Origin of the sequence: Streptacidiphilus sp. EB103A (assembly GCF_041261405.1) — a bacterium.
In the GTDB taxonomy this organism is placed as follows: domain Bacteria; phylum Actinomycetota; class Actinomycetes; order Streptomycetales; family Streptomycetaceae; genus Streptacidiphilus.
Genome location: NZ_JBGCAQ010000015.1, coordinates 1 through 22,310, shown reverse-complemented (window position 1 = coordinate 22,310; position 22,310 = coordinate 1). Strand labels below are relative to the sequence as shown.

At 71.4% G+C, this 22,310-nt stretch carries 24 protein-coding genes; 9 read left to right on the top strand and 15 right to left on the bottom strand.

The genetic code is table 11. From position 1 onward, the window contains the following. Positions 1-34 precede the first annotated feature (34 nt). From serS to ABH941_RS24225, 5 genes are all read left to right on the top strand, one after another. The gene (gene serS, locus ABH941_RS24245; protein WP_370131574.1) at positions 35-1,312 is read left to right on the top strand and encodes a serine--tRNA ligase; all 1,278 of its coding nucleotides are present in this window, start codon (positions 35-37) and stop codon (positions 1,310-1,312) included. Then, on the top strand, positions 1,309-2,139 hold the full coding sequence (locus ABH941_RS24240; protein WP_370131573.1) for an HAD family hydrolase: 831 nt from the start codon (positions 1,309-1,311) through the stop codon (positions 2,137-2,139). The genes serS and ABH941_RS24240 overlap by 4 nt, the downstream gene beginning before the upstream one ends. Before the next feature lie 137 nt (positions 2,140-2,276). Beyond that, complete coding sequence (locus ABH941_RS24235) at positions 2,277-3,014, top strand: SDR family oxidoreductase (RefSeq protein WP_370131572.1); 738 nt, start codon at positions 2,277-2,279, stop codon at positions 3,012-3,014. Between the two features lie 97 nt (positions 3,015-3,111). Then, positions 3,112-3,822, top strand: coding sequence for a FadR/GntR family transcriptional regulator (locus ABH941_RS24230; protein WP_370131571.1), 711 nt, complete (start codon positions 3,112-3,114; stop codon positions 3,820-3,822). Positions 3,823-3,854: 32 nt separating this feature from the next. Further along, on the top strand, positions 3,855-5,108 hold the full coding sequence (locus ABH941_RS24225) for a CynX/NimT family MFS transporter (protein ID WP_370131570.1): 1,254 nt from the start codon (positions 3,855-3,857) through the stop codon (positions 5,106-5,108). Between the two features lie 116 nt (positions 5,109-5,224). On the opposite strand, the gene ABH941_RS24220 is transcribed toward ABH941_RS24225, so the two are convergent. The 10 genes from ABH941_RS24220 to ABH941_RS24175 form a co-directional block, all read right to left on the bottom strand. Beyond that, complete coding sequence (locus tag ABH941_RS24220; RefSeq protein WP_370131569.1) at positions 5,225-5,941, bottom strand: ABC transporter permease subunit; 717 nt, start codon at positions 5,939-5,941, stop codon at positions 5,225-5,227. 22 nt (positions 5,942-5,963) lie between these two features. Continuing rightward, complete coding sequence (locus ABH941_RS24215) at positions 5,964-6,887, bottom strand: ABC transporter ATP-binding protein (protein ID WP_370131568.1); 924 nt, start codon at positions 6,885-6,887, stop codon at positions 5,964-5,966. A 9-nt stretch (positions 6,888-6,896) separates the two neighbouring features. Then, positions 6,897-7,835 carry an ABC transporter permease gene (locus ABH941_RS24210; protein WP_370131567.1) on the bottom strand — a complete coding sequence of 313 codons (939 nt, stop codon included), beginning with the start codon at positions 7,833-7,835 and terminating at the stop codon, positions 6,897-6,899. Beyond that, the gene (locus ABH941_RS24205) at positions 7,828-8,802 is read right to left on the bottom strand and encodes an ATP-binding cassette domain-containing protein (protein ID WP_370131566.1); all 975 of its coding nucleotides are present in this window, start codon (positions 8,800-8,802) and stop codon (positions 7,828-7,830) included. Before ABH941_RS24205 ends, ABH941_RS24210 begins: the two co-directional genes overlap by 8 nt. 152 nt (positions 8,803-8,954) lie before the next feature. Beyond that, a complete protein-coding gene (locus ABH941_RS24200; protein ID WP_370131564.1) occupies positions 8,955-9,830 on the bottom strand; it encodes a hypothetical protein in 876 nt (291 codons plus the stop codon). Then, on the bottom strand, positions 9,827-10,666 hold the full coding sequence (locus ABH941_RS24195) for a hypothetical protein (RefSeq protein ID WP_370131563.1): 840 nt from the start codon (positions 10,664-10,666) through the stop codon (positions 9,827-9,829). Before ABH941_RS24195 ends, ABH941_RS24200 begins: the two co-directional genes overlap by 4 nt. After that, positions 10,663-11,499 (bottom strand): hypothetical protein, encoded by an 837-nt coding sequence (locus tag ABH941_RS24190; protein ID WP_370131562.1) that lies wholly within the window; start codon positions 11,497-11,499, stop codon positions 10,663-10,665. The genes ABH941_RS24195 and ABH941_RS24190 overlap by 4 nt, the downstream gene beginning before the upstream one ends. A gap of 278 nt (positions 11,500-11,777) precedes the next feature. Then, positions 11,778-12,491 carry a hypothetical protein gene (locus ABH941_RS24185; RefSeq protein WP_370131561.1) on the bottom strand — a complete coding sequence of 238 codons (714 nt, stop codon included), beginning with the start codon at positions 12,489-12,491 and terminating at the stop codon, positions 11,778-11,780. Between the two features lie 357 nt (positions 12,492-12,848). Next, positions 12,849-14,438, bottom strand: coding sequence for a hypothetical protein (locus ABH941_RS24180; RefSeq protein WP_370131560.1), 1,590 nt, complete (start codon positions 14,436-14,438; stop codon positions 12,849-12,851). Between the two features lie 126 nt (positions 14,439-14,564). Continuing rightward, entirely contained in the window at positions 14,565-15,440 is an 876-nt protein-coding gene (locus ABH941_RS24175) for an SDR family oxidoreductase (RefSeq protein ID WP_370131559.1), read from the bottom strand. A 163-nt stretch (positions 15,441-15,603) separates the two neighbouring features. Between ABH941_RS24175 and ABH941_RS24170 the strand changes: the two genes are divergently transcribed. Beyond that, entirely contained in the window at positions 15,604-16,011 is a 408-nt protein-coding gene (locus ABH941_RS24170; RefSeq protein ID WP_370131558.1) for a winged helix-turn-helix transcriptional regulator, read from the top strand. A 47-nt stretch (positions 16,012-16,058) separates the two neighbouring features. Here the strand turns inward: ABH941_RS24170 and ABH941_RS24165 are convergent, their stop codons facing one another. Further along, positions 16,059-16,895: a heavy metal-binding domain-containing protein gene (locus ABH941_RS24165; protein WP_370131557.1), complete on the bottom strand. Its 837-nt coding sequence runs from the start codon at positions 16,893-16,895 to the stop codon at positions 16,059-16,061. 163 nt (positions 16,896-17,058) lie between these two features. Here ABH941_RS24165 and ABH941_RS24160 point away from each other — a divergent pair, with 163 nt between their 5' ends. Then, positions 17,059-17,949, top strand: a complete 891-nt coding sequence (locus ABH941_RS24160; RefSeq protein WP_370131556.1) for an LLM class flavin-dependent oxidoreductase — start codon at positions 17,059-17,061, stop codon at positions 17,947-17,949. Here ABH941_RS24160 and ABH941_RS24155 read toward each other — a convergent pair. Continuing rightward, positions 17,939-18,130, bottom strand: a complete 192-nt coding sequence (locus ABH941_RS24155) for a hypothetical protein (RefSeq protein ID WP_370131555.1) — start codon at positions 18,128-18,130, stop codon at positions 17,939-17,941. The genes ABH941_RS24160 and ABH941_RS24155 overlap by 11 nt on opposite strands. Before the next feature lie 98 nt (positions 18,131-18,228). On the opposite strand from ABH941_RS24155, the gene ABH941_RS24150 reads away from it, so the two are divergent. After that, positions 18,229-18,771: a BTAD domain-containing putative transcriptional regulator gene (locus tag ABH941_RS24150; protein WP_370131554.1), complete on the top strand. Its 543-nt coding sequence runs from the start codon at positions 18,229-18,231 to the stop codon at positions 18,769-18,771. Beyond that, a complete protein-coding gene (locus ABH941_RS24145) occupies positions 18,701-19,522 on the top strand; it encodes an HAD family hydrolase (protein ID WP_370131553.1) in 822 nt (273 codons plus the stop codon). Before ABH941_RS24150 ends, ABH941_RS24145 begins: the two co-directional genes overlap by 71 nt. Before the next feature lie 60 nt (positions 19,523-19,582). Here ABH941_RS24145 and ABH941_RS24140 read toward each other — a convergent pair whose 3' ends face one another. The 3 genes from ABH941_RS24140 to cydC all read right to left on the bottom strand — a co-directional run. Next, a complete protein-coding gene (locus ABH941_RS24140) occupies positions 19,583-19,978 on the bottom strand; it encodes a hypothetical protein (RefSeq protein ID WP_370131552.1) in 396 nt (131 codons plus the stop codon). A gap of 127 nt (positions 19,979-20,105) precedes the next feature. Beyond that, on the bottom strand, positions 20,106-20,372 hold the full coding sequence (locus tag ABH941_RS24135; protein WP_370131551.1) for a hypothetical protein: 267 nt from the start codon (positions 20,370-20,372) through the stop codon (positions 20,106-20,108). 42 nt (positions 20,373-20,414) lie between these two features. Further along, a partial coding sequence (gene cydC, locus ABH941_RS24130; protein ID WP_370131550.1) for a thiol reductant ABC exporter subunit CydC occupies positions 20,415-22,310 on the bottom strand: 1,896 nt, incomplete at its 5' end.

Below are 22,310 nucleotides of genomic sequence, written 5' to 3'. Positions count from 1 at the left end.
CAACCGGTAGTCCGGGACCGGTAGGCTCGTCCCCGTGATTGACCTTCGCCTGCTCCGTGAGGACCCTGACCGTGTGCGCGCCTCGCAGCGTGCCCGAGGAGAGGACGTCGCCCTTGTCGACGCCCTCCTCAGTGCTGATGAGCGGCGCAGGTCCTCCGGTTCCCGCTTCGACGAACTCCGCAACGCCCAGAAGCTGATCGGCAACCAGATCCGCAGTGCCCAGGGCGAGGAGAAGGCCGAGCTGCTCAAGCAGGCATCCGCCCTCGCCGCCGAGGCGAAGGCGGCCAACGCCGAGCAGTCCGAGGCCGACGAGGAGGCCAAGCGGCTGCAGGGGCTGTTCGCCAACCTGCTGCACCCCGACGCCCCGATCGGCGGCGAGGAGGACTTCGTCACGCTGGAGGAGGTCGGCCTCCCCCGCGACTTCGCCGCGGAGGGCTTCGAGCCCCGCGACCACGTGGAGCTGGGCCGGATCCTCGGCGCCATCGACATCGAGCGCGCCGCCAAGGTCTCGGGCTCGCGCTTCTACTACCTGACCGGCGTCGGCGCGCTGCTGGAGCTCGCCCTGGTCAACATGGCCATCGCCCAGGCGGTCGAGGCCGGCTTCATCCCGATGCTGACCCCCGCCCTGGTCAAGCCGCGGGCCATGGAGGGCACCGGCTTCCTCGGCCAGGCCGCGGAGAACGTCTTCCGGCTGGAGGAGGACGACTTCTACCTGGTCGGCACCTCCGAGGTGCCACTGGCCGGCTACCACATGGACGAGATCATCGACGCGGACCGGCTGCCGCTGCGCTACGCCGGCTTCTCGCCCTGCTTCCGCCGCGAGGCCGGGACCTACGGCAAGGACACCCGCGGCATCATCCGGGTGCACCAGTTCGACAAGGTCGAGATGTTCGTCTTCACCTCCCCCGAGGAGGCCGAGGCCGAGCACCAGCGCCTGCTGGAGTGGGAGAAGCAGTTCCTCGACAAGCTCGGCCTGGCCTACCGGGTCATCGACGTGGCCTCCGGCGACCTGGGCTCCTCGGCCACCCGCAAGTTCGACATCGAGGCCTGGATCCCCACCCAGGGCAAGTACCGCGAGCTCACCTCCACCTCCAACTGCACCGAGTACCAGTCGCGCCGACTGGACATCCGGATGCGGGGCGAGGGCGGCAACCGTCCGCTGGCGACGCTGAACGGGACGCTGTGCGCGGTGCCGCGCACCATCGTCGCGATCCTGGAGACGCACCAGCAGGCGGACGGCTCGGTGGTGGTCCCGGAGGCGCTCCGGCCCTACCTCGGCGGACGCTCCGTGCTGGAGCCGGTCGGCAAGTGAGCGGCGCCAGCGGGAGGCCCTCCCGTCCGTACGACCTGATCGCGACGGACCTCGACGGGACGCTGCTGCGCTCCGACCACACCGTGTCGGAGCGCACCCGGCGGGCCCTGGCGGCGGCTTCCGCCGCCGGGGCCCAGCACATCGTGGTCACCGGCCGCTCCGCGGCGTGGACCCGGCCCACGCTGGACGCCATCGGCTACACCGGCCTGGCCGTCTGCGGCCAGGGCGGCCAGGTGTACGACGCGGGCGCGCACAAGCTGCTCACCTCGATCACCCTGGACCGCAAGCTCGCGCAGGTGGCTCTCGCCAAGATCGAGGCGGAGGCCGGCCCGGTGTGCCTCGCGGTGGGCCGCGAGGGGCTGGACGGCGAGGTCCTGGCCGGCCCGGGCTACCGCATGCCCGGCACCGGCGAGGAGGACGTCCGGGCGATCACCGACCTCTCGGAGTTCTGGGCCGAGCCGATCACCAGGCTCTTCCTGCAGCACCCGACCCTGACCGACGACGAGCTCACGCAGGTCGTCCGGGAGGTCGGCGGGCAGCTGGTGGACGTGGTGATGGCCGGCCCCGGATTCGTCGAGGTCCTGCCGCTGGGCCTCTCCAAGGCGACCGGCCTGGCCCTGGCGGCGTCCCGACTGGGCGTGAAGCGGGACCGCGCGCTGGCCTTCGGCGATATGCCGAACGATCTGCCGATGTTCGCCTGGGCAGCGCACGGTGTCGCCATGGCGAATGCGCATCCCGCGTTGATCGCCGCGGCGGACGAGGTCACGTCGAGCAACGACGCGGACGGGGTTGCTGTGGTGCTGGAGCTGCTGTTCCCGGCTGCGTGAACGTTTCCGCTGGTGGGTGGCTTGTCGCGCAGTTCCCCGCGCCCCTAACCCCCAGGGGCGCGGGGAACTGCGCGAGAACCGTCTACGGCGGTAGCGCCCTCCCACAGCGGTGACCACCCACCGGTTAAGGTGCGGCCATGTACACGGGTATCGCGGTCGTGACCGGAGCAGGGTCGGGAATTGGGCGCGCCACTGCGCGGACATTGCTCGACGCAGAGTGGGCGGTGACCCTCGCCGGGAGGCGCGAAGCGCCGTTGCGGGAGACCGCCGCAGGCGACAACGTGCTGGTGGTGCCCACCGACGTGACGGATCCCGGGTCCGTCGACGGACTCTTCGCCGCGGTGAAGGAGCACTTCGGGCGGCTGGACCTGCTGTTCAACAACGCCGGAGTCGCCGCGCTGTCCGCCCCGCCGGAGGAGCTGAGCCACGAGCAGTGGCGCCGGGTGGTGGACACCAACCTCACCGGCTCGTTCCTCTGCGCCCAGGGCGCCTACCGGCTGATGATGGCTCAGGACCCGCAGGGCGGACGCATCATCAACAACGGCTCCGTCTCCGCGCAGGCGCCCCGCCCCAACAGCGTCGCCTACACCGCGACCAAGCATGCGATCACCGGCCTGACCAAGTCCCTCGCCCTGGACGGACGCCGGCACAACATCGCCTGTGGGCAGATCGACATCGGCAACGCCGCCACCGACATGACCGAGCGGATGACCACCGGCACCCTCCAGGCCGACGGCCGCATCGCCGCCGAGCCGACGATGGACGTGGCGGACGTCGCCCGCACCGTGCTGCACATGGCCTCGCTGCCACTGACCGCCAACATCCCGTTCGTGACGGTGATGGCCAGCGCGATGCCGCTGCTCGGCCGGGGCTGACCTGACCGGCGGGCGCAGATGGGTCGGCGGCGTCCGCATTCAGTTGTAGGATGACTGGGCAAGAGGATGTAGGACGACCGGAGGAGACAGGCGAACGATGAGCAGCAACCTGCACGCCGCGGGCCGCACCTCTCTGGTCGACTCCGCCATCGAACAGCTCCGGGCCCAGATCGGCAGCGGCGCCTGGCAGGTCGGCGACCGCATCCCCACCGAGCACGAGCTCGCCGCGCTGCTCCAGATCGGCCGCAACACCGTGCGCGAGGCGGTGCGGGTGCTGGTGCACTCCGGGATGCTGCAGTCGCGGCAGGGCGAGGGCACCTTCGTCCGCAGCACCAGCGACCCGGCCGCCGTACTGCACGGAGTGCAGCGCTCCGGGGTGCGAGACGTACTGGAGGTCCGCGCCGCGCTGGAGACCGAGGCCGCGCGTTTCGCCTCGCTCCGGCACACCCCGGAGGACCTGGCCCGGATGCGGGCCGCGCTGGACGCCGAGGAGACCATCCTGCGCAACGAGCCGGAGCGGTCCGGGCGCGAGGCCAGCGTCGAACACGACTTGGAGTTCCACACCGCCATGGTCGAGTCCGCGCACAACCCGGCGCTGACCGAGGTCTACCGCTACTTCAGCGCCTCGGTGCGGGAGTCCATGCGCTCCTCCTCCGGGGACCAGGACATGCCCGAGGTCGACCTCGCCTCGCACCGCGCGCTGATCGACGCCGTCGAGTCCGGCGACCCGGACGCCGCCGAGGCGGCCTGCCGGCTGCTCCTCGCCGAGCCGATGGCGGCCGTGGGCCGCCTGCTCGGCGACAACTGATCCATCCCACCTGCAACTCCGGAAAGAACGCCATGTCGCGCACCACCCTCGACACCCCGACTCTGTCTGACCAGACGCCCTACGCCCCGTCAGTCCCCGCACCCTCCCGGGCGGCCAGGATCGCCGTCCACCCGGCGACGGCACTGGTCGGCATCCTGCTGGTGTCGCTGAACATGCGCGCCGCGCTCTCCGCGGTGTCGCCGCTGCTCACCGACGTCAGCAACAGTTACGGACTGTCGTCGACGGCGGGCGGGCTGCTCACCACCCTGCCGGTGCTGCTGATGGGTGTCACCGCGCCGTTCGTCCCCAGGCTGGTGCGGCGCGTCGGCCCGGAGCGGGTGGTGCTCGGGGCGCTGGCGCTGCTGGCGGCGGGGGTCGGGCTGCGGGTGGTCTCCGGTGCGTGGGCTCTGTTCGCGGGCAGCGTCGTGATCGGCGCGGCCATCGCCCTGCTCAACGTGACCATGCCCGGTCTGGTGAAGCGGGACTTCCCGGACCGTGCGGCGACCATGACCGGCGTCTACACCACCTCGATGATCGTCGGTGCGACGCTGGCCGCGGCACTGTCCGTCCCCATGGAGCATGCCTTCGGCGGCTGGCAGGGGTCGCTGGCGTCCTGGTCGGTGCTGGCGCTGTTCGCCGCAGTGGTCTGGCTTCCGCAGGTTCGCCGTCCGGCGGGGAATGTGGTTTCTCAGCCGGTCGGGGAGCGAGTGGCCGGCCTGTGGCGGCATCCGCTGGCGTGGCAGCTCGCCGTCTACATGGGCGTGATGTCGCTGCTCTCGTACACCCTGATCGCGTGGATGCCGACGATCCTCACCGACCAGGGCATGGACCGCGGGACCGCGGGTGCGGTCTTCGCCTTCTGCAACCTGATCCAGGTCGGGGGCGCGTTCGTCGTGCCGACGCTGGCCGGCCGGATGCGGAGCCAGCGGGGGCTGGTCGCGCTGATGGTCTCCTGCAACGCCAGCGGGATCCTCGGCCTGGTGCTGGCGCCGGTGGGCGGCGCGTGGGTCTGGGCGGTGCTGCTCGGGATCGCGCAGGGGGGCGGGTTCGGGCTGGCGATGGCGCTGATCGTGCTGCGCTCGGGGGGTGCGGCGGTGGCTTCGCAGCTTTCTGGGATGTCGCAGATGGTGGGGTACTTCATTGCGGCGGCTGGCCCTGTTGGGTTCGGGGCCCTTCATCAGCTGACCGGGGGATGGACTCTGCCGTTGGTGCTACTGCTCGCGTGCTGCGGGGTTGCGCTTACGGCGGGACTGGGTGCGGGTAGGGCTCATACGCTCAGGCCGTAGCTGGCTTGTCGCGCAGTTCCCCGCGCCCCTAGCAATTGCAACTTTGGGTCAGTCGCAAAGGTCCAGGGGCGCGGGGCTCTGCTTGTTTAACTGCGTGCGCGAAACGGCGGTAGAGCCTATTCCTCCGACGCCAGCGTCAACCGGCTCAGCCGCACAGCCGCGAACGCCGTTGCACCAAGCGTCACCACGATGAGTAGCGGTACCGCCGTAGGCAGGTGCACCGAGGAGCTGACCACGCCGGGGTCGGCGATCCGCTTGGCCACCGAGAGGGCCCACTGCTGGACGCTCAGGGTCTTCGCCCCGGTGACGAAGTTGCCGACGATGCTCTCCCAGAGGAGCGAGTACATCAGGCCGACCACCACCGCGTGCCGCGTGATCACGCCGAAGAGCAGGAAGATCGAGCTGTAGGCGACCCCCGCGATCAGCGCGCCGACGCCGTAGGCCAGTGCCAGGTTCTCGAAGTTGCCGAAGAGGATGACCCCGGCGATGTAGGTCGGGACCGCGGCGAAGACCACGGTGCAGCCGATGGCCACGGCGAGCTTGGTGGTGATGATCTTCCACCGGGGCAGTGGCTTGGCCAGCAGGTAGATGATCGAGCCGTCGTCGATCTCGGGGCCGATCGCCCCGGTGCCGGCGATCAGGCCGAGCAGTGGCACCAGCGTGCCCAGGGCGAGGGTGCCCAGGATGCTGACGGTGGTGGACTCGTCCTGGCCGGCGGCGGCCCGGATCACCACCGACAGGATCAGCAGCAGCGCGGGCACCGCGAGCAGCAGCAGGCCGCGGCGGCGGCCGAGCAGGCCGCGTACGGTCAGCCGGGCGACGGTGATGTTCACTGGTTCACCTTCTTGTCGGGCTTCATCGGGCGGAGGTGACGAGGTAGGAGAAGACGCTCTCCAGGGACTCGTCGGCTGGGGAGACGGTGTGCAGGCGGATGCCTGCCTCCTTGGCGACCCGGGGCACCAGCTCCGTGAAGCGGTAGAAGTCGATGGCCTGGATGCGCAGCGCCTTCTCGGCCCAGTCCAGCTCGATGCCGGCCGTGGAGGAGTCCGCGATCAGCGCCGCCGCGAGCTTGCGGTCGTCGCTGGAGCGCACCAGATAGCGGTGCGGACGGTCCGTCATCAGGCGGCGGATCTTGCGGAAGTCGCCGGAGGCCGCGTGCCGACCGGCGACGACGACCTCGATGTGCCGGGCCAGCTGCTCGACCTCCTCCAGGATGTGCGAGGAGAAGAGCACCGTACGGCCGTCGGCCCCGAACCGGCGCAGCAGCTCCATCAGGTGCATCCGCTGGCGCGGGTCCATGCCGTTGAAGGGCTCGTCGAGCAGCAGCACGTCGGGGTCGTGGACCAGCGCGGACGCCATCTTGACGCGCTGCTTCATGCCCTTGGAGTAGGTGGTGACCTTACGGTCCTGCGCGTACTCCATCTCGACGGTGGCGAGGGCGCGTTGGGCCGCCGCTCCCGGGTCGGGCAGGCCGTGCAGCTCGGCGTTGGCGAGCACGAACTCATGGCCGGTCAGGAAGTCGTACATGGCCTCCCGCTCCGGGACCAGCCCGATCTGCCGGTATGCCTCCTGGTTCTTCCACACCTGGACGCCGTCGAGGGTGACCGACCCGGAGGAGGGCGGCAGGAAGCCGCTCATCATGTGGATCAGGGTGGACTTGCCCGCGCCGTTGGGGCCGAGCAGGCCGGTGACACCGGGACCGATGGTCATGCTGACGTCGTTGACGGCGACGACATTGCCGAACCAGCGGGAGACCTGGTCGATGCTGATGGTGGTCATGGCGGCCTCTCAGATCTTCCGGTAGCGACGGACCAGCAGTCCGAACGAGGCGGCGGCGATCACCAGGATCTCGGCGAGGAAGACGAAGCCGCCGAAGTTCGAGGGGACCTTGAAGCTGTTGTCGTTGCCGAGCCCGAACAACCAGTCGACGGTCGAGGAGACCAGGGTGTCGGGGCTGATCATCAGCGCCCAGCCGGCCCCGGAGACATGTCCGTGGAAGTGCAGGACCCCGTAGATGATCCCGGCCACGGCCTCGCTGATCAGCAGCACCGCGATGATGGCGGCCACGCCGAAGCCCCGACGGGGCGTCACCGAGGCGATCACCATCGCGATCCCGGCGTAGGCCAGCGAGTAGAAGGCCGCGGCGACCAGCCCGTAGGCGAAGTGCGCCAGGTTGTAGCCGAAGTCCATCGAGGCCAGCATCGAGCCGATCCAGAGGATCAGCATCGGCAGGCCGGTCAGCACGAAGATCGCCGAGACCATCGCGCCGAACTTGGCCTGCACGTAGTCCCGTGAGGTCAGCGGACGGGAGAAGTACAGCGGCAGCGTCATGAAGCGCAGGTCGCGGGAGAGCGCCACCGGCGCCTGGGCCGCGACGAACACCGCGATGACGAACTGCATCAGCCCCAGGTAGTGCGGGTAGCTGGCCGCGTTGGGGTACTTGGAGAGCTTGGTGTAGACGGTGACCGCGACGATGATCAGCGCGGGCAGGCACATCACCGCGAGCAGCGCCATCGGCAGGATCTTGGACTTGGCGGACCGTCCGAGGCCGAAGCTGCCGCGCAGGCTCAGGGTGTAGAGCGAGCGGGTCGCGTAGGAGCGGCCGAGGCGGGGTCCGTCGTAGTGGCGGTAGCCGATGTCGTGGATGACGTCCGCGCGGTCCGGCTGCGGGACCGCCTGGGTCGGGGACGACTGCACCGGCAGCTGCGTGGGGGTCTGCTCAGACATGGGCGGAGTCCTCCTCGCGGTCGGACGGGACGGCCGGCTCCGCCTCGTCGTAGCTGAAGACCTCGGAGATGTGGTGCCGGCGCTGTTCCATCCGCACCAGGCCCACCCCCAGGTCGGCCACGGCGTCCCGGATCAGGTCGTAGGTCTCGTCGCCCTTGATCTCGACCAGCAGCACCCGGCCGCCGTCGGCCCTGGCGGTCAGCCCGTCGGCGCTGAGGCGCTCCAGCAGGGCCTTGTCCGCGTCGAAGGCGGGATCGGACTGCCTGTCCGTCACCTCGACCGCGAGCAGTTGGGTCACCTGGGTGAAGTCGGCGGTCGAGGAGGAGCGCAGCAGCTTGCCCCCGTCGATGACGACGACGTGGTCGCAGGTCCGCTCCAGCTCTCCGAGCAGGTGCGAGGTGACCAGCACGGAGATGCCGAACTCGGCGTGGACGCGCCGGATCAGGCCCAGCATGTCGTCCCGGCCGACCGGGTCGAGGCCGTTGGTGGGCTCGTCCAGCAGCACCAGCTGCGGGTCGTGCACCAGCGCCTGGGCGAGCTTCACCCGCTGCTTCATGCCGGTGGAGTAGCCGCCGATGGGGCGGTAGCGCTCTTCGTAGAGGCCGACGTGGCGCAGCGTGTCCGCGGTCCGTTCACGGGCGGCGGAGGCCGGCAGGCCGGACATCCGCGCCATGTGGACGACGAACTCGGTGGCCGAGACGTCCGGTGGCAGACAGTCGTGTTCGGGCATGTAGCCGACCCGTTCCCGGATGGCGCCGCCCTCGGTGGCGACGTCCAGCCCGAGTACCCGGGCCGTGCCCTCGGTGGCCGGGGCGAGCCCCAGCAGGATCTTGATGAGTGTGGACTTGCCTGCGCCGTTCGCTCCGACCAGGCCGACCACTCCGGGCTGCACATCGACGGTCAGTCGATCCAGCGCGGTGACCCGGGGGAACCTCTTGGTGAGGTTGTCCGTGATGATGACAGACACAGGAGGACCGTATCGGGGCGGCGATCCGCGCCGCATCAGTCTGGGGGCAGCGGCTTCCCCCACTCTTCCGGCGTACCGCTGGGGGTGCGTCCCCTAGGGGACGATGCGGGGGCCGCACCCCGGGTACGTGGCAGAGCTGGACATGTCGTGACTCAGCCGAGCAGCAGTTCGCTCTGGAGGTCCGCCTCCTGCTGCTCGACCACCGGGCTGATCGGCTGGGGACCGGTCAGCACCAGGACCGCCTCGATCTCGCCGTACTGCAGGCACACGATCCGGGTGGCCGGGCGCAGACTCGCGTCGGCGTTCTCCGCGACCGAGGTCACGGCGATGAGGCCCTCGGGCAGGGTGAAGTTGTCGTCCGGGGCGAGTGCCGCCTGGCCGCGGGGACGGATGCTGCCCTTGTCGGCGTCGAAGGACGCGATCGCGTTCCCGGGCGAGCGGAACTCGAGCAGGTAGACCTCGGTGCGGGTCCCGTCGCTACCGGTCCAGGCCGTCGCGGCGACGTGGCGCAGACCGTAGTCCTGGAACCGGGACTGCATACTGTCGCTGCTGGTGAACTTCTTGCTGAAGTCGGCCACCGGGTACCAGCCGGTGGCACCGGGATATGCGGGGTCCCGCTTGGCGTCGACCGGTGCGGGCAGCAGCAGTTGCCGGAGATCGGCCACATGCAGCTGTTGCCCCGACCCGGTGGCTACCTCCTGCGGGCCGACCGATCCGGACGGCAGTGCGGGGAGCTTCAGCGCGGGAAAGACATAGCGCCCGTCCGCCGGTGTCTTCAGGCCCGGCAGGTCGGTGCGGCGCGGGGCCGCCACCCCGAGGGCCGCACCGGTGCCCACGGCCGCGCAGACCACCGCCGCGGTGGTCCAGCGCAGCGCGGTGCGCAGCCAGGTGCGGTCGCGCCGCGACGGCAGGAGTTCCGGCGGCACGGCCCAGACGTTGGCTGTGTCGAAGGAGGGTGGGCCGACCGGCGGACCGACCGGCGCGTCGGCCTTGGCGCCCGCGGGAGTTGATTCCGTCAAGTCGCTCATGTCAGGGCTCCGGGGATCGCGAGGCGTTCGAGCTGCTGGCGGAGCAGGTCCACCGCCGAGGACGAGTCCAACGGCGCCACGCCGTAGGCCGACAACCGGACGTAGAGGTCGCCCACGGAGGCGTCGCACTCCAGGTGGTCGAGTTTGTCGCCGGTCTGCAGCGGCGGCAGGTAGCAGTGCACCTTGGGGAATCCGGGGACGGCCGGTCCCGCCCGGTACGCCTGGGTGATGTCGGCGAGCTCCTTCGCCCAGCTCGCGCCGGCCGCGGCGGTCTGCTGGTTCTCCTGGCGGAGTTCGAGCTCCACCACGAGGCTGTTGGAGACCTGGTAGGTGCGCACAGCGTCGCCCTTGATGAAGCTGGCGTTGAAGTACTGGTCGAGCTTGGCGCGGTCGCCGGCCGACGCCGAGGCGATGTCCTCGTCGAAGATCGCGCGGAACTGGGCGGCGTCGAGCACGGTGTCGTTGCCGATGCCGGGATCGTCGGGGCCCAGGAGGTCTCCGCTGGGCAGCGGGAGCAGCAGATCGCGCAGCGAACCGAAGTGGTTGCCGTCGGCGAGGGCGCCGTAGGCCGGCGATGCGGCGGGCGCGGGCCGGGTCGATGCGGTGGCCACGGACGCCTTGGGCTTCTTCTCCGCCTGAAGCACGGCGAAGCCGACACCGCCGCCCACGGCGACGGCGGAGAGCACGAGCAGCGTTCCGAGGGCGAACAAGCGGCCTCGGCCGGGCTTGCGCGCCGCGGGGTTCCGGTCCGGTGCGGTGGGGTCCGGCGCGGTGGGGTCCGGTGCAGTGACCGGGGGCTGCGCCGGGAGCCCCGGCTGGGTGGATTCAGTGGTCACAGCCGCTCCAGCTGACTCTGTAGGAGGGCCAGCACTGTCTTCGCACTGACCTGGTGGTCGGAATTGACGAAGACCTCCACGGCGATGTCACCGTGGACGGCGTATCCACGGCCCTCGTAGTTGGTGGAGCCGTTCGTACCGGTGTTCTTGGTCCCCGCGTAGACCTGACCGCTGACGGTGCCCGGAACGGAGACGGCGGTGCCGCCGGTGGCGTCCGGGGCGTAGCCCTCCTGATCCGTCGTCTGTCGCTGCGCACTGGACTCGTCGCTGTGGCCGAACTGGACCAACCGCACGGTGGTGTAGGTGATGCTGCCGGTCCCCTCCTGCCAGTCGGCCGAAGCGGCTCTGCGGAAGGAGTGGTCCAGCAGCCAGCTCAGCTCGCCGCCGGGCTTCTCGTACGACTCCGCGTAATCGGCGGCGTCCATCCAACTGTCGATCTGGTCGCTGCCCGTCAGCTTCGTCGCCCCGTGGGGTGCCGGAACCAGGAGCTTGATGAGGTCGCCGTCGGTCTTCACCTGGTCGTCGTCGGCCGCGGAGAGCGCCGCGGCGGAGGAGTGGACGGCCGGGTAGGACGGCTGGGTGCCAGCGAGCGGGGGCAACGGGGTGGGCGGACGGCTCTGCTGTACGGCGTAGCCGACCGCGGCGCCGCCGACGGCGCCGAGGACCACGGCGACCGCCATGATCAGCGCGGTCCTTCCACGACGCCGGGGTTTCCGCGCGGCAGGCGGCCCGTCCACGGCGGGGACCGCCGCGGGTGCGTCGGCCTCGACTGCGGCGGCCTCGACTGCGGCGGGTGCGGGGGCAGCGGTGGCCGCGAGCGCAGGCTCAGGCACAGCGTCGGACTCGGGCTCGGACTCGGGTTCAGGCACGAGCTCGGCTGCAGCTGCGGGCTCGGTCGCAGGCTCGGGCTCGGGCTCGAGAACAGACTCGGGCTCGGGCTCGGTGTCCGATGGTGCGTCAGTTGCTGCAGGCAGTACGGGTTCTGGCTGATCCTTGGGCGCTGGGGGCACCGCCTCCGCGGGCTCAGGGGCCGCCGGGTCGGCTGCTTCGGTGGTCAACGGTCCTCCACGGGACGGTCGGGGAAGGGAGTTCGGGCAGGCGCGGCGGCGCCTCAGTGGCCGGTGCTGAGCCGCTGCTCCTCGAGCTTCATCAGCGGGGTCAGCAGCGCGTGGTCCAGCTTCCCGGTCCCGACGATCGTGATCTCGTACTCGACGTCGCCCACATGGGAGATTCCGAGCAGTTGGCCGTTGTCACCGTCAGTGGTCGGGTCGAAGGCGATGCCCCTGCCGTTGGTGATCCCGGAGACGCTGAACTCCTTGCCCTTGCCGAAGGTCAGCCCTGACACCCAGTCACCGGCGTGGCCGGAGCTGTCGAAGTGCATCAGCTGGGTGTTCACCGTGACCGTGCCGTCGTTGCTGCGGTAGCTGCGGTACGCGCCGCCGGAGCAGCCGTACTCGTTGAGGATCTTCTTGCTGGTGGTGGGGTTGCCCAGGGTCTTGGCGATGTCGGCGACGGACATCGTGTCGCCGTCGGCATTGCCGTAGGCCTCGGCGTCGCTGGGTACGGGCAGCAGGAAGAAACGCAGGTCGCCGCTGTGCGTCGACCCGTTGACCGAGCCCTTCACGGTGGAGCTGGGGCTGGGCGCGGCCGTCGGCGTGGGCAGCACGGCCGGCGCGGAGGTGGTCGCCACCGCCGAGGGCGAGGCGCTGGCGCTGGGCAGCGCCGCCGCGGCGGCCTGCGTCGTCCCGCCGCCGTCGCCCACCAGCACCACCCCGGTGGCCGTACCCGCCGCGATCACCAGCCAGCAGGCGACAGCCAAAGCCACCCGGCGTCCCCTGCGCGGGCCCGGCCCGCTGTCATCGGCCGGAGGCGCGACAAATCCCACCGGCGGCGGTGGAACGGGCGGATAGTAACCGCCCTGGGGCACACCGGACACGTCTTCGTTTTCCCCCACGACAACCCCGCAGAATGGTGATTCGCCTCATTCCCACCCTGGGGAGGCCGAGCGCTCCACCACCGTCAGGACACGCTCGGCAGGGGCACGAACAGCCATGATGTCCATGCTCATACCTGCCGCACAACTCGGTTATGTAATTGATACGCAATACCGCTGCGCCATGGGAATTGCGTAGTGGAATAACCCCTTCCGCCCCTTATGCGGCCCGCCGGAATTCAGCCCGGCTCAGCTGCCGACCAACTGCAGCCTGGCGACGGAGAGCGTCGTGGTGGTGGGCGAGGCCCCGAGCGCCGTGGAGTAGTTCGGGGTGGCCGAGACCGAGGCCCAGGCGAGGTCGCCGCCCGGCAGCACCGCGATGTCGCCGGAGATGTGCTCGGGGACCACCACCGCGGGGGTCAGCACCCGGCCGGAGTAGTCGATCAGCTCCAGGTGCGTGCCACTGAAGCGGCCGGTGCAGGTGCCGCTGGCGCACGAGGCTCCGGACACGGACTCCCAGGTGACCAGCAGCCGGCTCCCGCCGTAGGGCGCGATGCGGACGTTGACATGGTCGGTGCTCGGGTCGGCGGTCAGGTAGACGGTCTTCCCGCTGGGGGTGGAGGAGTCGCTGAGGAAGTCCACAGCGACCTGGTGGGTGCTCCAGCGCGGGGTCACCGTCCAGCCGCGGCCGCTGGAGTCGGCGGCGTTCTTCTGGGCCGAGGCGGCCCCGCGCGAGGCGACGGCGACGGCGTAGCGGCCGGCGGCGGACTTGACGACGGTGCCGGTGCCGTCCGGGAAGGCTCCGCCGCAGTAGCCCGCCCAGCACTGCTCCCGCCCCAGCACCGGCGCCACGTCCGGGGCGCCGATCCCGGTGCTGACGAAGAGTCCGGAGCGCCAGTCGTCCAGGCAGACCGAGGTGAACGGGCCGGACTTCTCCGGGTAGAGGGCGATGCCCTCGTTGTGGCTGCAGCCCCAGTCCCAGCCGCCGCTCAGCCGGGATCCGGTGGCACCCGTGTAGACCAGTTTGTCGCCGAAGTGTCCGTCGGCGAATCCGCCCGCGCCGTGCACGACGAAGTAGGCGCCGTACTCGGTGCCGTTCCAGGCGAGTTGGCCGTCGAGGACGGGTGAGGTGTCGTTGCTCGCCGTTCCGGTGAGCTTGTCGGTGAACACCCGCGCGCCGTTGCGGTAGCGGATCAGGGCGGCGGCCGTGTCGTTCCACTTGTTGCTGTCCGCGACCCTGGTGAGCAGCGCGAAGCCGTCGTCGTGGGCGACCAGCCCGCCGACCTCCTGGGCCCCGGCGACCACGGTGTCCGCGCCGCTGCGGTTCAGCGTCGACCCGAGCGGGGTGACATGGATGCCGTCGGCCGCCGGCCAGGCGACCTGGACCTTGCCGCCGGGCGCGGCGGCGACGGCGACCCGGGTCCACTGGGGCATCTCGTTGTAGCCCTGCTCCAGGTAGTGCAGCGGGCTGGAGAGCGTCAGCGAGGTGGTGCTGAGCCGCTGGGCGAGCGGCGTGGCAGCGGAGACGGCGGGCTTGGCCGCGGCGGCGGCCGAAGCGCGGGCGGAGGCAGACGCCGAGGCCGACTTGGCGGCTGCCGCGGACTTCGAGGCCGAAGCTGAAGCCGACGTCTTTGACGATGACGACGTGGATGACCCCGCGGCGGCGCCGCTTGCCCCAGCGACTCCTGCCACGTTGCCCACCGCCCGTTCATGCGACGCGCCCCCGGAGGCGGCGTGCACGGACACCCCCACCGCGGTCGCCACCGCCGCGAGCGGCAGGACCACCAGGGTCCCGCGACGCCACACCTTGCGGTTGTTCCTGCCTCGTGTGCCGGCCATGCGCGCTCCCTGGGTCGTCCCGGACGGGGTACGGCCCGCGCGGTGCGCGCCGTACCCCCAAGTGGCTCCGGGAGGCGAAATGGTTGCCTTGCCGCGCAAGCCTGTTTGAGCAGGGACGGCCGGCGGTCACCGGAAGGCCGCGATATTGCGTTCCGCCCAGGCCGCGAAGGCGCCGGCCGGACGGCCGAGGATCCGCTCGACGTCAGGACTGATCCGCTGTTCGGCGGGGGTGGGGGTGCCCAGGATCTGCAGCGTGGTGGTGACCACGGGCTCGGGCATGAACTGCAGCAGCTGCGCGCGGGCCTCCTCGACGCTCTGCTCGACGAACCGCACCGGTTCGCCCAGCGCGGCGGCGATCGCCTCGGCCATCCGTCGGGGCGTGCTGAGCGCGGGGCCGGTCAGCTCGTAGACCTTCCCGTCATGCCCCTTCCCGTCATGACCCTGCCCGCCGTGACCCTGCCCGCGCAGCATCACCGCGGCGACCTCGGCGATGTCGTCCGGGTCGACGGTCGGCAGGCCGACGTCGCCGAACGGCGCGCTGACGGTCCGTCCGGCCCGGACCGACTCCGCCCAGGCGAAGGCGTTCGAGTCGAACCCGCCGGCCCGCAGGATCGTCCACTCCAGGCCCGACTGCCGGACCGCGTCCTCCCTGGCCCGACCGACCACCCCGTGGGAGGCCGACTCCGGTCGGGTGCCGACGCCCTGGGAGGACAGCAGCACGATGCGTCCGACCCCGCCGGCCTTGGCGACGTCCAGGATGTCCGGCACGCTGAATCCCTGCGCACCACCGCCGCCGTCGTGCAGGAACAGCGCGTCGGCGCCGTCCAGGACCGGCCGCAGGCTCTCGGCGTCGGTCAGGTCCGCCCGCCGGTGCCGGACCCCCTCCGGCGCCGCGCCGCCCGGGATTCCCCGGGACACCGCCGTTAGCTGCTCACCGGCCGCCGCGAGTGCCTGCACCAGCGGTCGTCCGACGTTACCGGTCGCTCCGGTGACCACGATCATGTCCAACACCCCTGTGTCTTCGTTTCGATACGTCAACTCACGCCTGAGAAAGCGGAATTGGCCTCCCCGCGAGGGCTTCCCGCGGCGACTGGAACGAAGCTAACATCGTTGGCATAGTAGGTACCTAGAGGAAAGCGGCTATGCCGAAGGGATGCGGATCCGGATGAGCGACCGTGCAACCGGGAGGACGGCGCAGGCCCCGGCCGGCACCCGACAGGCCTGCCCCATCAGCCCGGTGGTCGACCTGGTCTTCAGCCGCTGGACCACGCCGATCCTCTGGAGCCTCCACCACGAGGGCCGCCTGCGCTTCGTCGAACTGCAACGGCACATCGGCACGATCACGCCCAAGGTGCTGACCCAGCGGCTGCGCCAGCTGGAACGCGACGGCCTCGTCCTGCGCACCTACCACCCCGAGGTGCCGCCTCGGGTGGAGTACGAGATCAGCGAACTGGGCCGCAGCCTGGCCCCCTTGTTCGCGTCACTCGCGGAATGGTCCGCCGACCATCTCGACACCGTCGAGACCGCCCGGCTGGCCTACGACGGCGAGTCCCCCGCCCCGGGCCGGGCCTGACACCCTTCCCTGCGGAACCGTCCAGGGTCCGCAGACCGGGCTCCACCTCAGATTCGCTGCGCCGGTCCATCGTTGAGTGGGATCACGGCGAGCGGACGCACCCGGACCGGCCCACTGGCGAAGCGGGCGATCGAGGTGCCGATGAGTGTGCATTGAGCGACCCGGTCCGCAGGCTCGGTTCGACCTGGTGACTGGCGCTTGGCCCGACAGGTCTGCTCCCACACGGTGACCTTGTTGCTGTCCAGCAGGAGCCCGTCGCCGCCCTGCTCAGCAGCTTGCTGCTCGAGCCGGGCGCGGGCGTCGGCGCGCACGCCGCCGAGCAGGGCCGTCCAGCCGTCCATTTCCTGGTTGGTGGCAGACTGCATCTGGTTCCAGCTGCCTGTGTCCTCGTGGCGCACCCCGATGGACCGTCCGACGAGCAGGTCCACCGGCACCCAGCCGGCCAGGACGAGCTTGGCGAAGTCAGCGCCGGCCAGATGCGAGACGAAGGGGCGAGCGTCGGCAGCGGCCACACCGCGTGCCCGCACGGCAGTGCCACTGACCGTTAAATCCATGCCCAGCAGTTTCACTTCGGACGGTGCGATCCCCACCCGCACGCCCACCACACCGTGCCCGCCGAGTCCGACGCAGGCGGCGCGCAGCCGCTCCAGCGCTCGGTGCCGCGCACCCTCCAGCACCTCCACCAGAACGGCACTGGTCGCGCCGGCCCCGGACAGCCTGACGGACACCGGGCCCGTCGAGGCCGGGGAGGAGCGGCAGTCATGTGTGTGCCAGTTCCAGGTCTCACCGCTGAGTTCGACGTGGTACGACCCCGTCCCGCGCACCCGACCGACCGGCTCGAAGTCGGCCGCACGGACGGCGGCGAACCCGCGCGGCGGAAGCAACGCCGCCCAGGATCCGGTTTCTACCGGCGGCCGTGTCTGCCCTGCCGAATCCGCCATCGGTCCCCCGCCTGCCCGCCCGGCCCAGCCACCACTTTCGCAGCCCGGATGTGGCGCGACAAGACGATGACATCACGGAGCTGGCCCACCGCGTAGGGTCGGCGGTATGCGACTGAGCACTGTGATTCTGCCGATCCACCGCTGGTCCGAGGGGCGGAGGGTCTGGCGGCGGGCCGAGGAGCTGGGGTTCCACGCGGCGTACACCTATGACCACCTGTCGTGGCGGTCGTTCCGGGACGAGCCGTGGTTCGGGGCGGTGCCGACCCTGACCGCGGCAGCCACCACGACCGAGCGACTGCGTTTGGGCACACTCGTCACCTCTCCCAATTTCCGGCATCCGGTGACGCTGGCGAAGGAGCTGCTGACGGTCGACGACATCTCGGGCGGCCGGCTGACCGTTGGCATCGGGGTGGGCGGGACCGGCTTCGACGCAACGGCGATGGGGCAGGAGCCGTGGACGGCCAGGGAGCGGGCGGACCGGTTCGACGAGTTCCTGCCGCTGCTGGACGAGCTGCTGACGCAGGACTCCACCACCAGGAAGGGGACTTACTACTCCGCCGTCGAGGCCCGCAACATCCCCGGCTGTGTGCAGCAGCCCCGGGTCCCCTTCTACGTGGCCGCCACCGGCCCGCGCGGGCTGAAGCTCGCCGCCGAGTACGGCCAGGGCTGGGTCAGCTACGGGGACCCCCGCGGCCCGGCCGACGTCCCGGTGGACGAGGCCCCCGCCGTGATCCAGACCCAGCTGGCCAGGCTCCGCGCCGCGTGCGAGGCCCACGGCCGCGACTACGCGTCGCTGCGGAAGGTGCTGCTCCAGGGCTCCACCGCCGAGCAGCCACTGCGGTCCCTCGACGCCTTCGTGGACTACGCCGGCACCTACCAGGCCCTGGGCATCGACGAGATCGTCATCCACTGGCCCGTACCCGACTCCGTCTTCGACAACGACCTCGCCGTGTTCGAGCAGATCGCCACCGAGGGCCTCGCCCAGCTCAACCGGTGACGCGACGGGCGGGGCGGCCGCGGAGCAGGGCGCTGCCCGCGCCGAGGGAGACGACGCCCATGCCGACGGCGGTCATCACACCCTGGGTGCCGTGGACGGCGAAGGGGGCCGCCACGGCGACGACGAGGTTGAACAGGAACAGGAACCAGAGCACCGGCTTGGAGGAGAGCAGAGCCTTCATGGGGTTTTCCTTTGGGTCGGGGAAGGACGCCGCTGCGGGCTCCCCCCATCCGTTGTGGGTACCCTTCAACCCTCGCTGAGCTGGAATCTCTCGTCGTCGTGCAACTGCGGACCTTTGGGTCTACTGAGGACGTAGTACGGCGAGGCCCTCATCCGCTGCGGACGCAGACTCCTGCGTGGGACGCCGAGGGGACCCCGGTCCCGCTCGACCCGCTGATACGGGCCCGGCACGGCAGCGGGCAGCAGGCGGAAGCCCTCTCCGCGTTCGCTGATGCCCGCGAGGCCCTCGCCGACGCCCTCGCCGACGCCCTCGGCGCCGACCCTGGCCCCGAGCTCGCCGCGGCCCACCTCGCGGTCCTCCGGGGGCCTACGAACCATGTTTCACGTGGAACAGGGATCCACGTCAGCACCATGATCGGTGCGTGCATGCTGGCAGTCGGCGCGGTGGCGGCGCTCCACGCTCTGCGCGAAGTTCCGGCGGTGATGGAGGACCCGGACTCCGTGGGCCGCGCTCCCGCCGGGGGTGCGGCCCACCGGCATTCGACGATCGGCGCTGAGCGAAGATGGGGAGGTGACAGCCACCCCCGCCACTCGCCCCCGCCTGATCGCCACCGACCTGGACGGCACCCTGCTGCGCAGTGACGGCACCGTGTCCGCCCGCACCCAGGCCGCGCTCACCCTCGCCGAGGACGCCGGCGTCTTCATCGTGTTCGTCACCGGTCGGCCACCGCGCTGGCTGGAGTCGCTGGCCGAGCACACCGGCAGGCACGGCGTCGCCATCTGCTCCAACGGCGGCGCGGTGTACGACGTCCGGCGCAAGGAGCTGGTGGAGACCTCACCGCTGCTGCCGGAGGACTCGCTCGCCGTGGTGACCGCGCTGCGGGCGGAGCTGCCGGAGGCGGCTTTCGCGTTCGAGTACCCGGGCGGGTTCGTCCGTGAGCCCGGCTACCGCTCGGTGCTCGATTGGAACCCGGCGAACCGGATCGCCTCCGCCGAGGAGCTGCTGGCCGGACCCGAGGGGCCCACCGTGTTCAAGGTGCTGGCGCAGGTGCCGGGGATGGACCCGGACGAGATGCTGCGCCGGGCCTGCGGCGCGGCCGGGGACCTGGCGGAGATCACCCGGTCCAGCCCGCTGCTGGAGATCGGCGCGAAGGGGGTGACCAAGGCCACCACCCTGGCGCGCTGGTGCGCCGAGCGCGGCATCGCCGCCGCGGAGGTCGTGGCCTTCGGCGACATGCCGAACGATCTGCCGATGCTGGCCTGGGCCGGCCGCGGGTACGCCATGGCGAACGCCCACCCCGCGGTGCTGGCCAGCTGCCCGCTGCGGGCCGGGGACCATGACCAGGACGGGGTCGCCGAGGTCATCGAGACACTGATCGGCTTCGTGGACTGAGGGCCCCGAGCTGAGGGCCCGGGACCGAAGTCCCGGGCCCGGATGCAGTTCCCGCTGTGGTTAGTTGGTGGGCGCGCCGCTGGGAGCAGCGCCGCTGGGGGCGCCGCCCTGGCCGCCACCGCCGAAGCCGCCACAGCCGCCGCCTCCCTGGCCGCCGCCGAAGCCGGCGCTGCCGCTGGGACGGGCGCCGGTCGGCATCCCGGACGGCCTGGCTCCGCCCGACGCCATCGCGCCGCCGGACGGCATCCCCGAGGGCATGGCGCCACCCGACCGCATCGCCCCGCCGGAGGCCATCCCCGAGGGACGGCTACAGCTGGCGCCGCTGGTGGGTGTGGTGGTGGTCGCGGACGAGGAAGAGCTGGATCCGCATGCGGTCAGCAGCAGGCCACCTGCGACCAGGATCGCCGCGGCCGGGGCGACCCGGCGCTTGAGGGTGCTACTCAGGGCAGTGGTCATCGCTGTTGGCTCCTCAGTTACTTATGCGGACGAAACATCAGCCCACCACGAGGCCCTGTCAGCCAGCCATGCGCCGGCTAGCAATCACGTGCGACTCACAGCACTCCCCCGTCACTCGCTTCCCCCGCTACAGCTGGGCCGTCCAGCAGAGCAGCGTGCCCCTGCCGTCCGGCCCTGGCACCACGCCGACCGCGGCGTACTCCGCGTCCGCGAGGTCCGCGGCCGCGCCGGCGATGCGCCGCAGGGTGGTGTGCAGGTCCAGACCCGAGCTGACCGAGACCACGGCCTCCAGCAGCTCCCGCATCCGGTCGTTGACGGCGGCCACGGCGTGGAGCCGTTCGGACACCTCGGTGACGAGGGCGTCCAGGCCGAGGGCGGGCGGGAGGTGCTCCATGGGGCCAGGGTATTTTGCGACGGTTCAGGGGGGGTCGCTTGATTAGACCAGCAGGAGCGTGTCGGCCTGGCGCTCGTCCTCCCAGCTGCGGCGGAACGGGCCGTCGGCGGCGACCAGCTCGGACCAGGTGCCGCGTTGGACGATGCGGCCGCGGTCCAGCACCAGGATCTCGTCGACGGCGTCCAGACCGGCCAGCCGATGGGTGATCAGCAGGGTGGTCCGGCCCTCGGTCGCGGTCAGCAGGTCGGCGGTGAGGGCGTCGGCGGTGGGGAGGTCCAGATGCTCGGCGGGTTCGTCCAGGAGCAGCACCGGGAAGTCCGCGAGCAGCGCTCGGGCCAGGGCGAGTCGCTGGCGCTGGCCGCCGGAGAGGCGGGCGCCGTGCTCCCCCACCATGGTGTCGAGGCCCTCGGGGAGGTCGTCCCGGATCCAGTCGGCGAGGCGGGCGGCCGCCAGGGCCTCCCAGAGGTCGGCCTCGGTGCAGTCGGGGCGGGCCAGCCGGAGGTTCTCGCGGAGCGAGCTGTCGAAGATGTGCGCGTCCTGGGCGCAGATGCCCACGGCGGTGCGGACGGTGTCGCTGTCGAGGGTGGTGATGTCGGTGGTGTTGAGAGTGACCGTTCCGGAGGCGGGATCCAGGAAGCGGAGCAGGACGTGGGCGAGGGTGGTCTTGCCGGAGCCGCTGGGGCCGACGACGGCGATGCGGTGGCCTTCGTGGAGTTCCAGGGTGATGTCGGAGAGGGCGGGTGCTGTGGTGGACGAGCCGGGCCAGTGGGCGGTCAGGTCGTTGGTTCGGAGCGGGAGGGGGCTGGTGGGGAGATCCGCCGGCACGGTGGGTTCGCGTACTGGTTCGGGGGCGTCGACCAGTTCCAGGACCCGGGCTGCGGACCGCTCGCTGCGGCGGCGGATCTGGGCGGCGACGGGCAGTCCGGTGACGGCCTCGAAGGCGGCCAGCGGGGTCAGGACGATCACGGCCAGCCAGACGCCGTGCAGGGTTCCGGCGGACACCGCAGCAACGCCGGCGGCGGCGCAGGCGGTGGCGGTGAGACCGGTCAGCGCGGTGCTGAGGCCGGTGCCCAGGCCGGCCCCGGCGGCAGAGCGCCGGGCCAGGGCTGTGAGCTGGGCGTCGGTGGCCCGAAGACCGTCCAGACGGTGGGGGAGCGCGCCGCTGACGGTCAGTTCGGCGGTGCCGTCGAGGACGTCGACGACCTCGGCGGCAAGTCGTCCCTTGGCGGGTGCGTGGAGTTGTTCGGCCCGGGAGGACAGACGGACCGTCAGGACGGGGACGGCGACGCCCGTGAGGAGCAGGCCTACGGCGAGGATCGCTCCGGCGGCGGGGAGGATCAGGGCGAGGGTGGTCACCGTGACGACGGCGCTGACGGTGGCCGCGGCGGCGGGGAGGCGGAAGCGGAGGACGTAGTCCTGGACCGCGTCGACGTCGGCGACCATGCGGGAGAGCAGGTCACCGCGGAGGCGCCCGCCGGCGCCGTCGGGGCTGAGGCGTTCGAGGCGGCGGTAGACGGTGGTGCGGAGCTCTCCGAGCGAGCGCAGCACGTTGTCGTGGCTGACGAGGCGTTCCGCGTAGCGGAGGGCGCCGCGGGCGGTCCCGAAGGTGCGTACCGCGGTGATGGCGACCATCAGGTAGAGGATCGGCGGCTGCTGGGAGGCGCGGTCGATCAGCCAGCCCGAGGTACCCATCAGCGCGGTGGCGCTGAGGAGGGCGAGGGCGGAGAGGGTTACCGCCAGGGCGGTGCGGGGGGACTGGCCCTTGCGGTGGGCGGCTTTGCGGATGCGGGTGAGGGGGTGGTGGTTGGGGTTTGCCTGCGGCGCGGGTTGTGCAGTGGGGCGGGGGCGGGCCGGGGGGGGGGGGGGGGCGGGGGGGGGGGGGCCCCCCACAACGCGGACGCGGGGGTCGGGGAGGTGGGCCGCCGGGCCCGGGAGTGG

Excerpts from the sequence above, each read along its gene's own strand:
- ABH941_RS24235 (WP_370131572.1), top strand. The coding sequence starts at position 2,277 with ATGTACACGGGTATCGCGGTCGTGACCGGAGCAGGGTCGGGAATTGGG.
- ABH941_RS24230 (WP_370131571.1), top strand. The coding sequence starts at position 3,112 with ATGAGCAGCAACCTGCACGCCGCGGGCCGCACCTCTCTGGTCGACTCC.
- ABH941_RS24225 (WP_370131570.1), top strand. The coding sequence starts at position 3,855 with ATGTCGCGCACCACCCTCGACACCCCGACTCTGTCTGACCAGACGCCC.
- ABH941_RS24215 (WP_370131568.1), bottom strand. The coding sequence starts at position 6,887 with ATGACCACCATCAGCATCGACCAGGTCTCCCGCTGGTTCGGCAATGTC.
- ABH941_RS24210 (WP_370131567.1), bottom strand. The coding sequence starts at position 7,835 with ATGTCTGAGCAGACCCCCACGCAGCTGCCGGTGCAGTCGTCCCCGACC.
- ABH941_RS24200 (WP_370131564.1), bottom strand. The coding sequence starts at position 9,830 with ATGAGCGACTTGACGGAATCAACTCCCGCGGGCGCCAAGGCCGACGCG.
- ABH941_RS24180 (WP_370131560.1), bottom strand. The coding sequence starts at position 14,438 with ATGGCCGGCACACGAGGCAGGAACAACCGCAAGGTGTGGCGTCGCGGG.
- ABH941_RS24175 (WP_370131559.1), bottom strand. The coding sequence starts at position 15,440 with ATGATCGTGGTCACCGGAGCGACCGGTAACGTCGGACGACCGCTGGTG.
- ABH941_RS24170 (WP_370131558.1), top strand. The coding sequence starts at position 15,604 with ATGAGCGACCGTGCAACCGGGAGGACGGCGCAGGCCCCGGCCGGCACC.
- ABH941_RS24160 (WP_370131556.1), top strand. The coding sequence starts at position 17,059 with ATGCGACTGAGCACTGTGATTCTGCCGATCCACCGCTGGTCCGAGGGG.
- ABH941_RS24155 (WP_370131555.1), bottom strand. The coding sequence starts at position 18,130 with ATGAAGGCTCTGCTCTCCTCCAAGCCGGTGCTCTGGTTCCTGTTCCTG.
- ABH941_RS24140 (WP_370131552.1), bottom strand. The coding sequence starts at position 19,978 with ATGACCACTGCCCTGAGTAGCACCCTCAAGCGCCGGGTCGCCCCGGCC.
- ABH941_RS24135 (WP_370131551.1), bottom strand. The coding sequence starts at position 20,372 with ATGGAGCACCTCCCGCCCGCCCTCGGCCTGGACGCCCTCGTCACCGAG.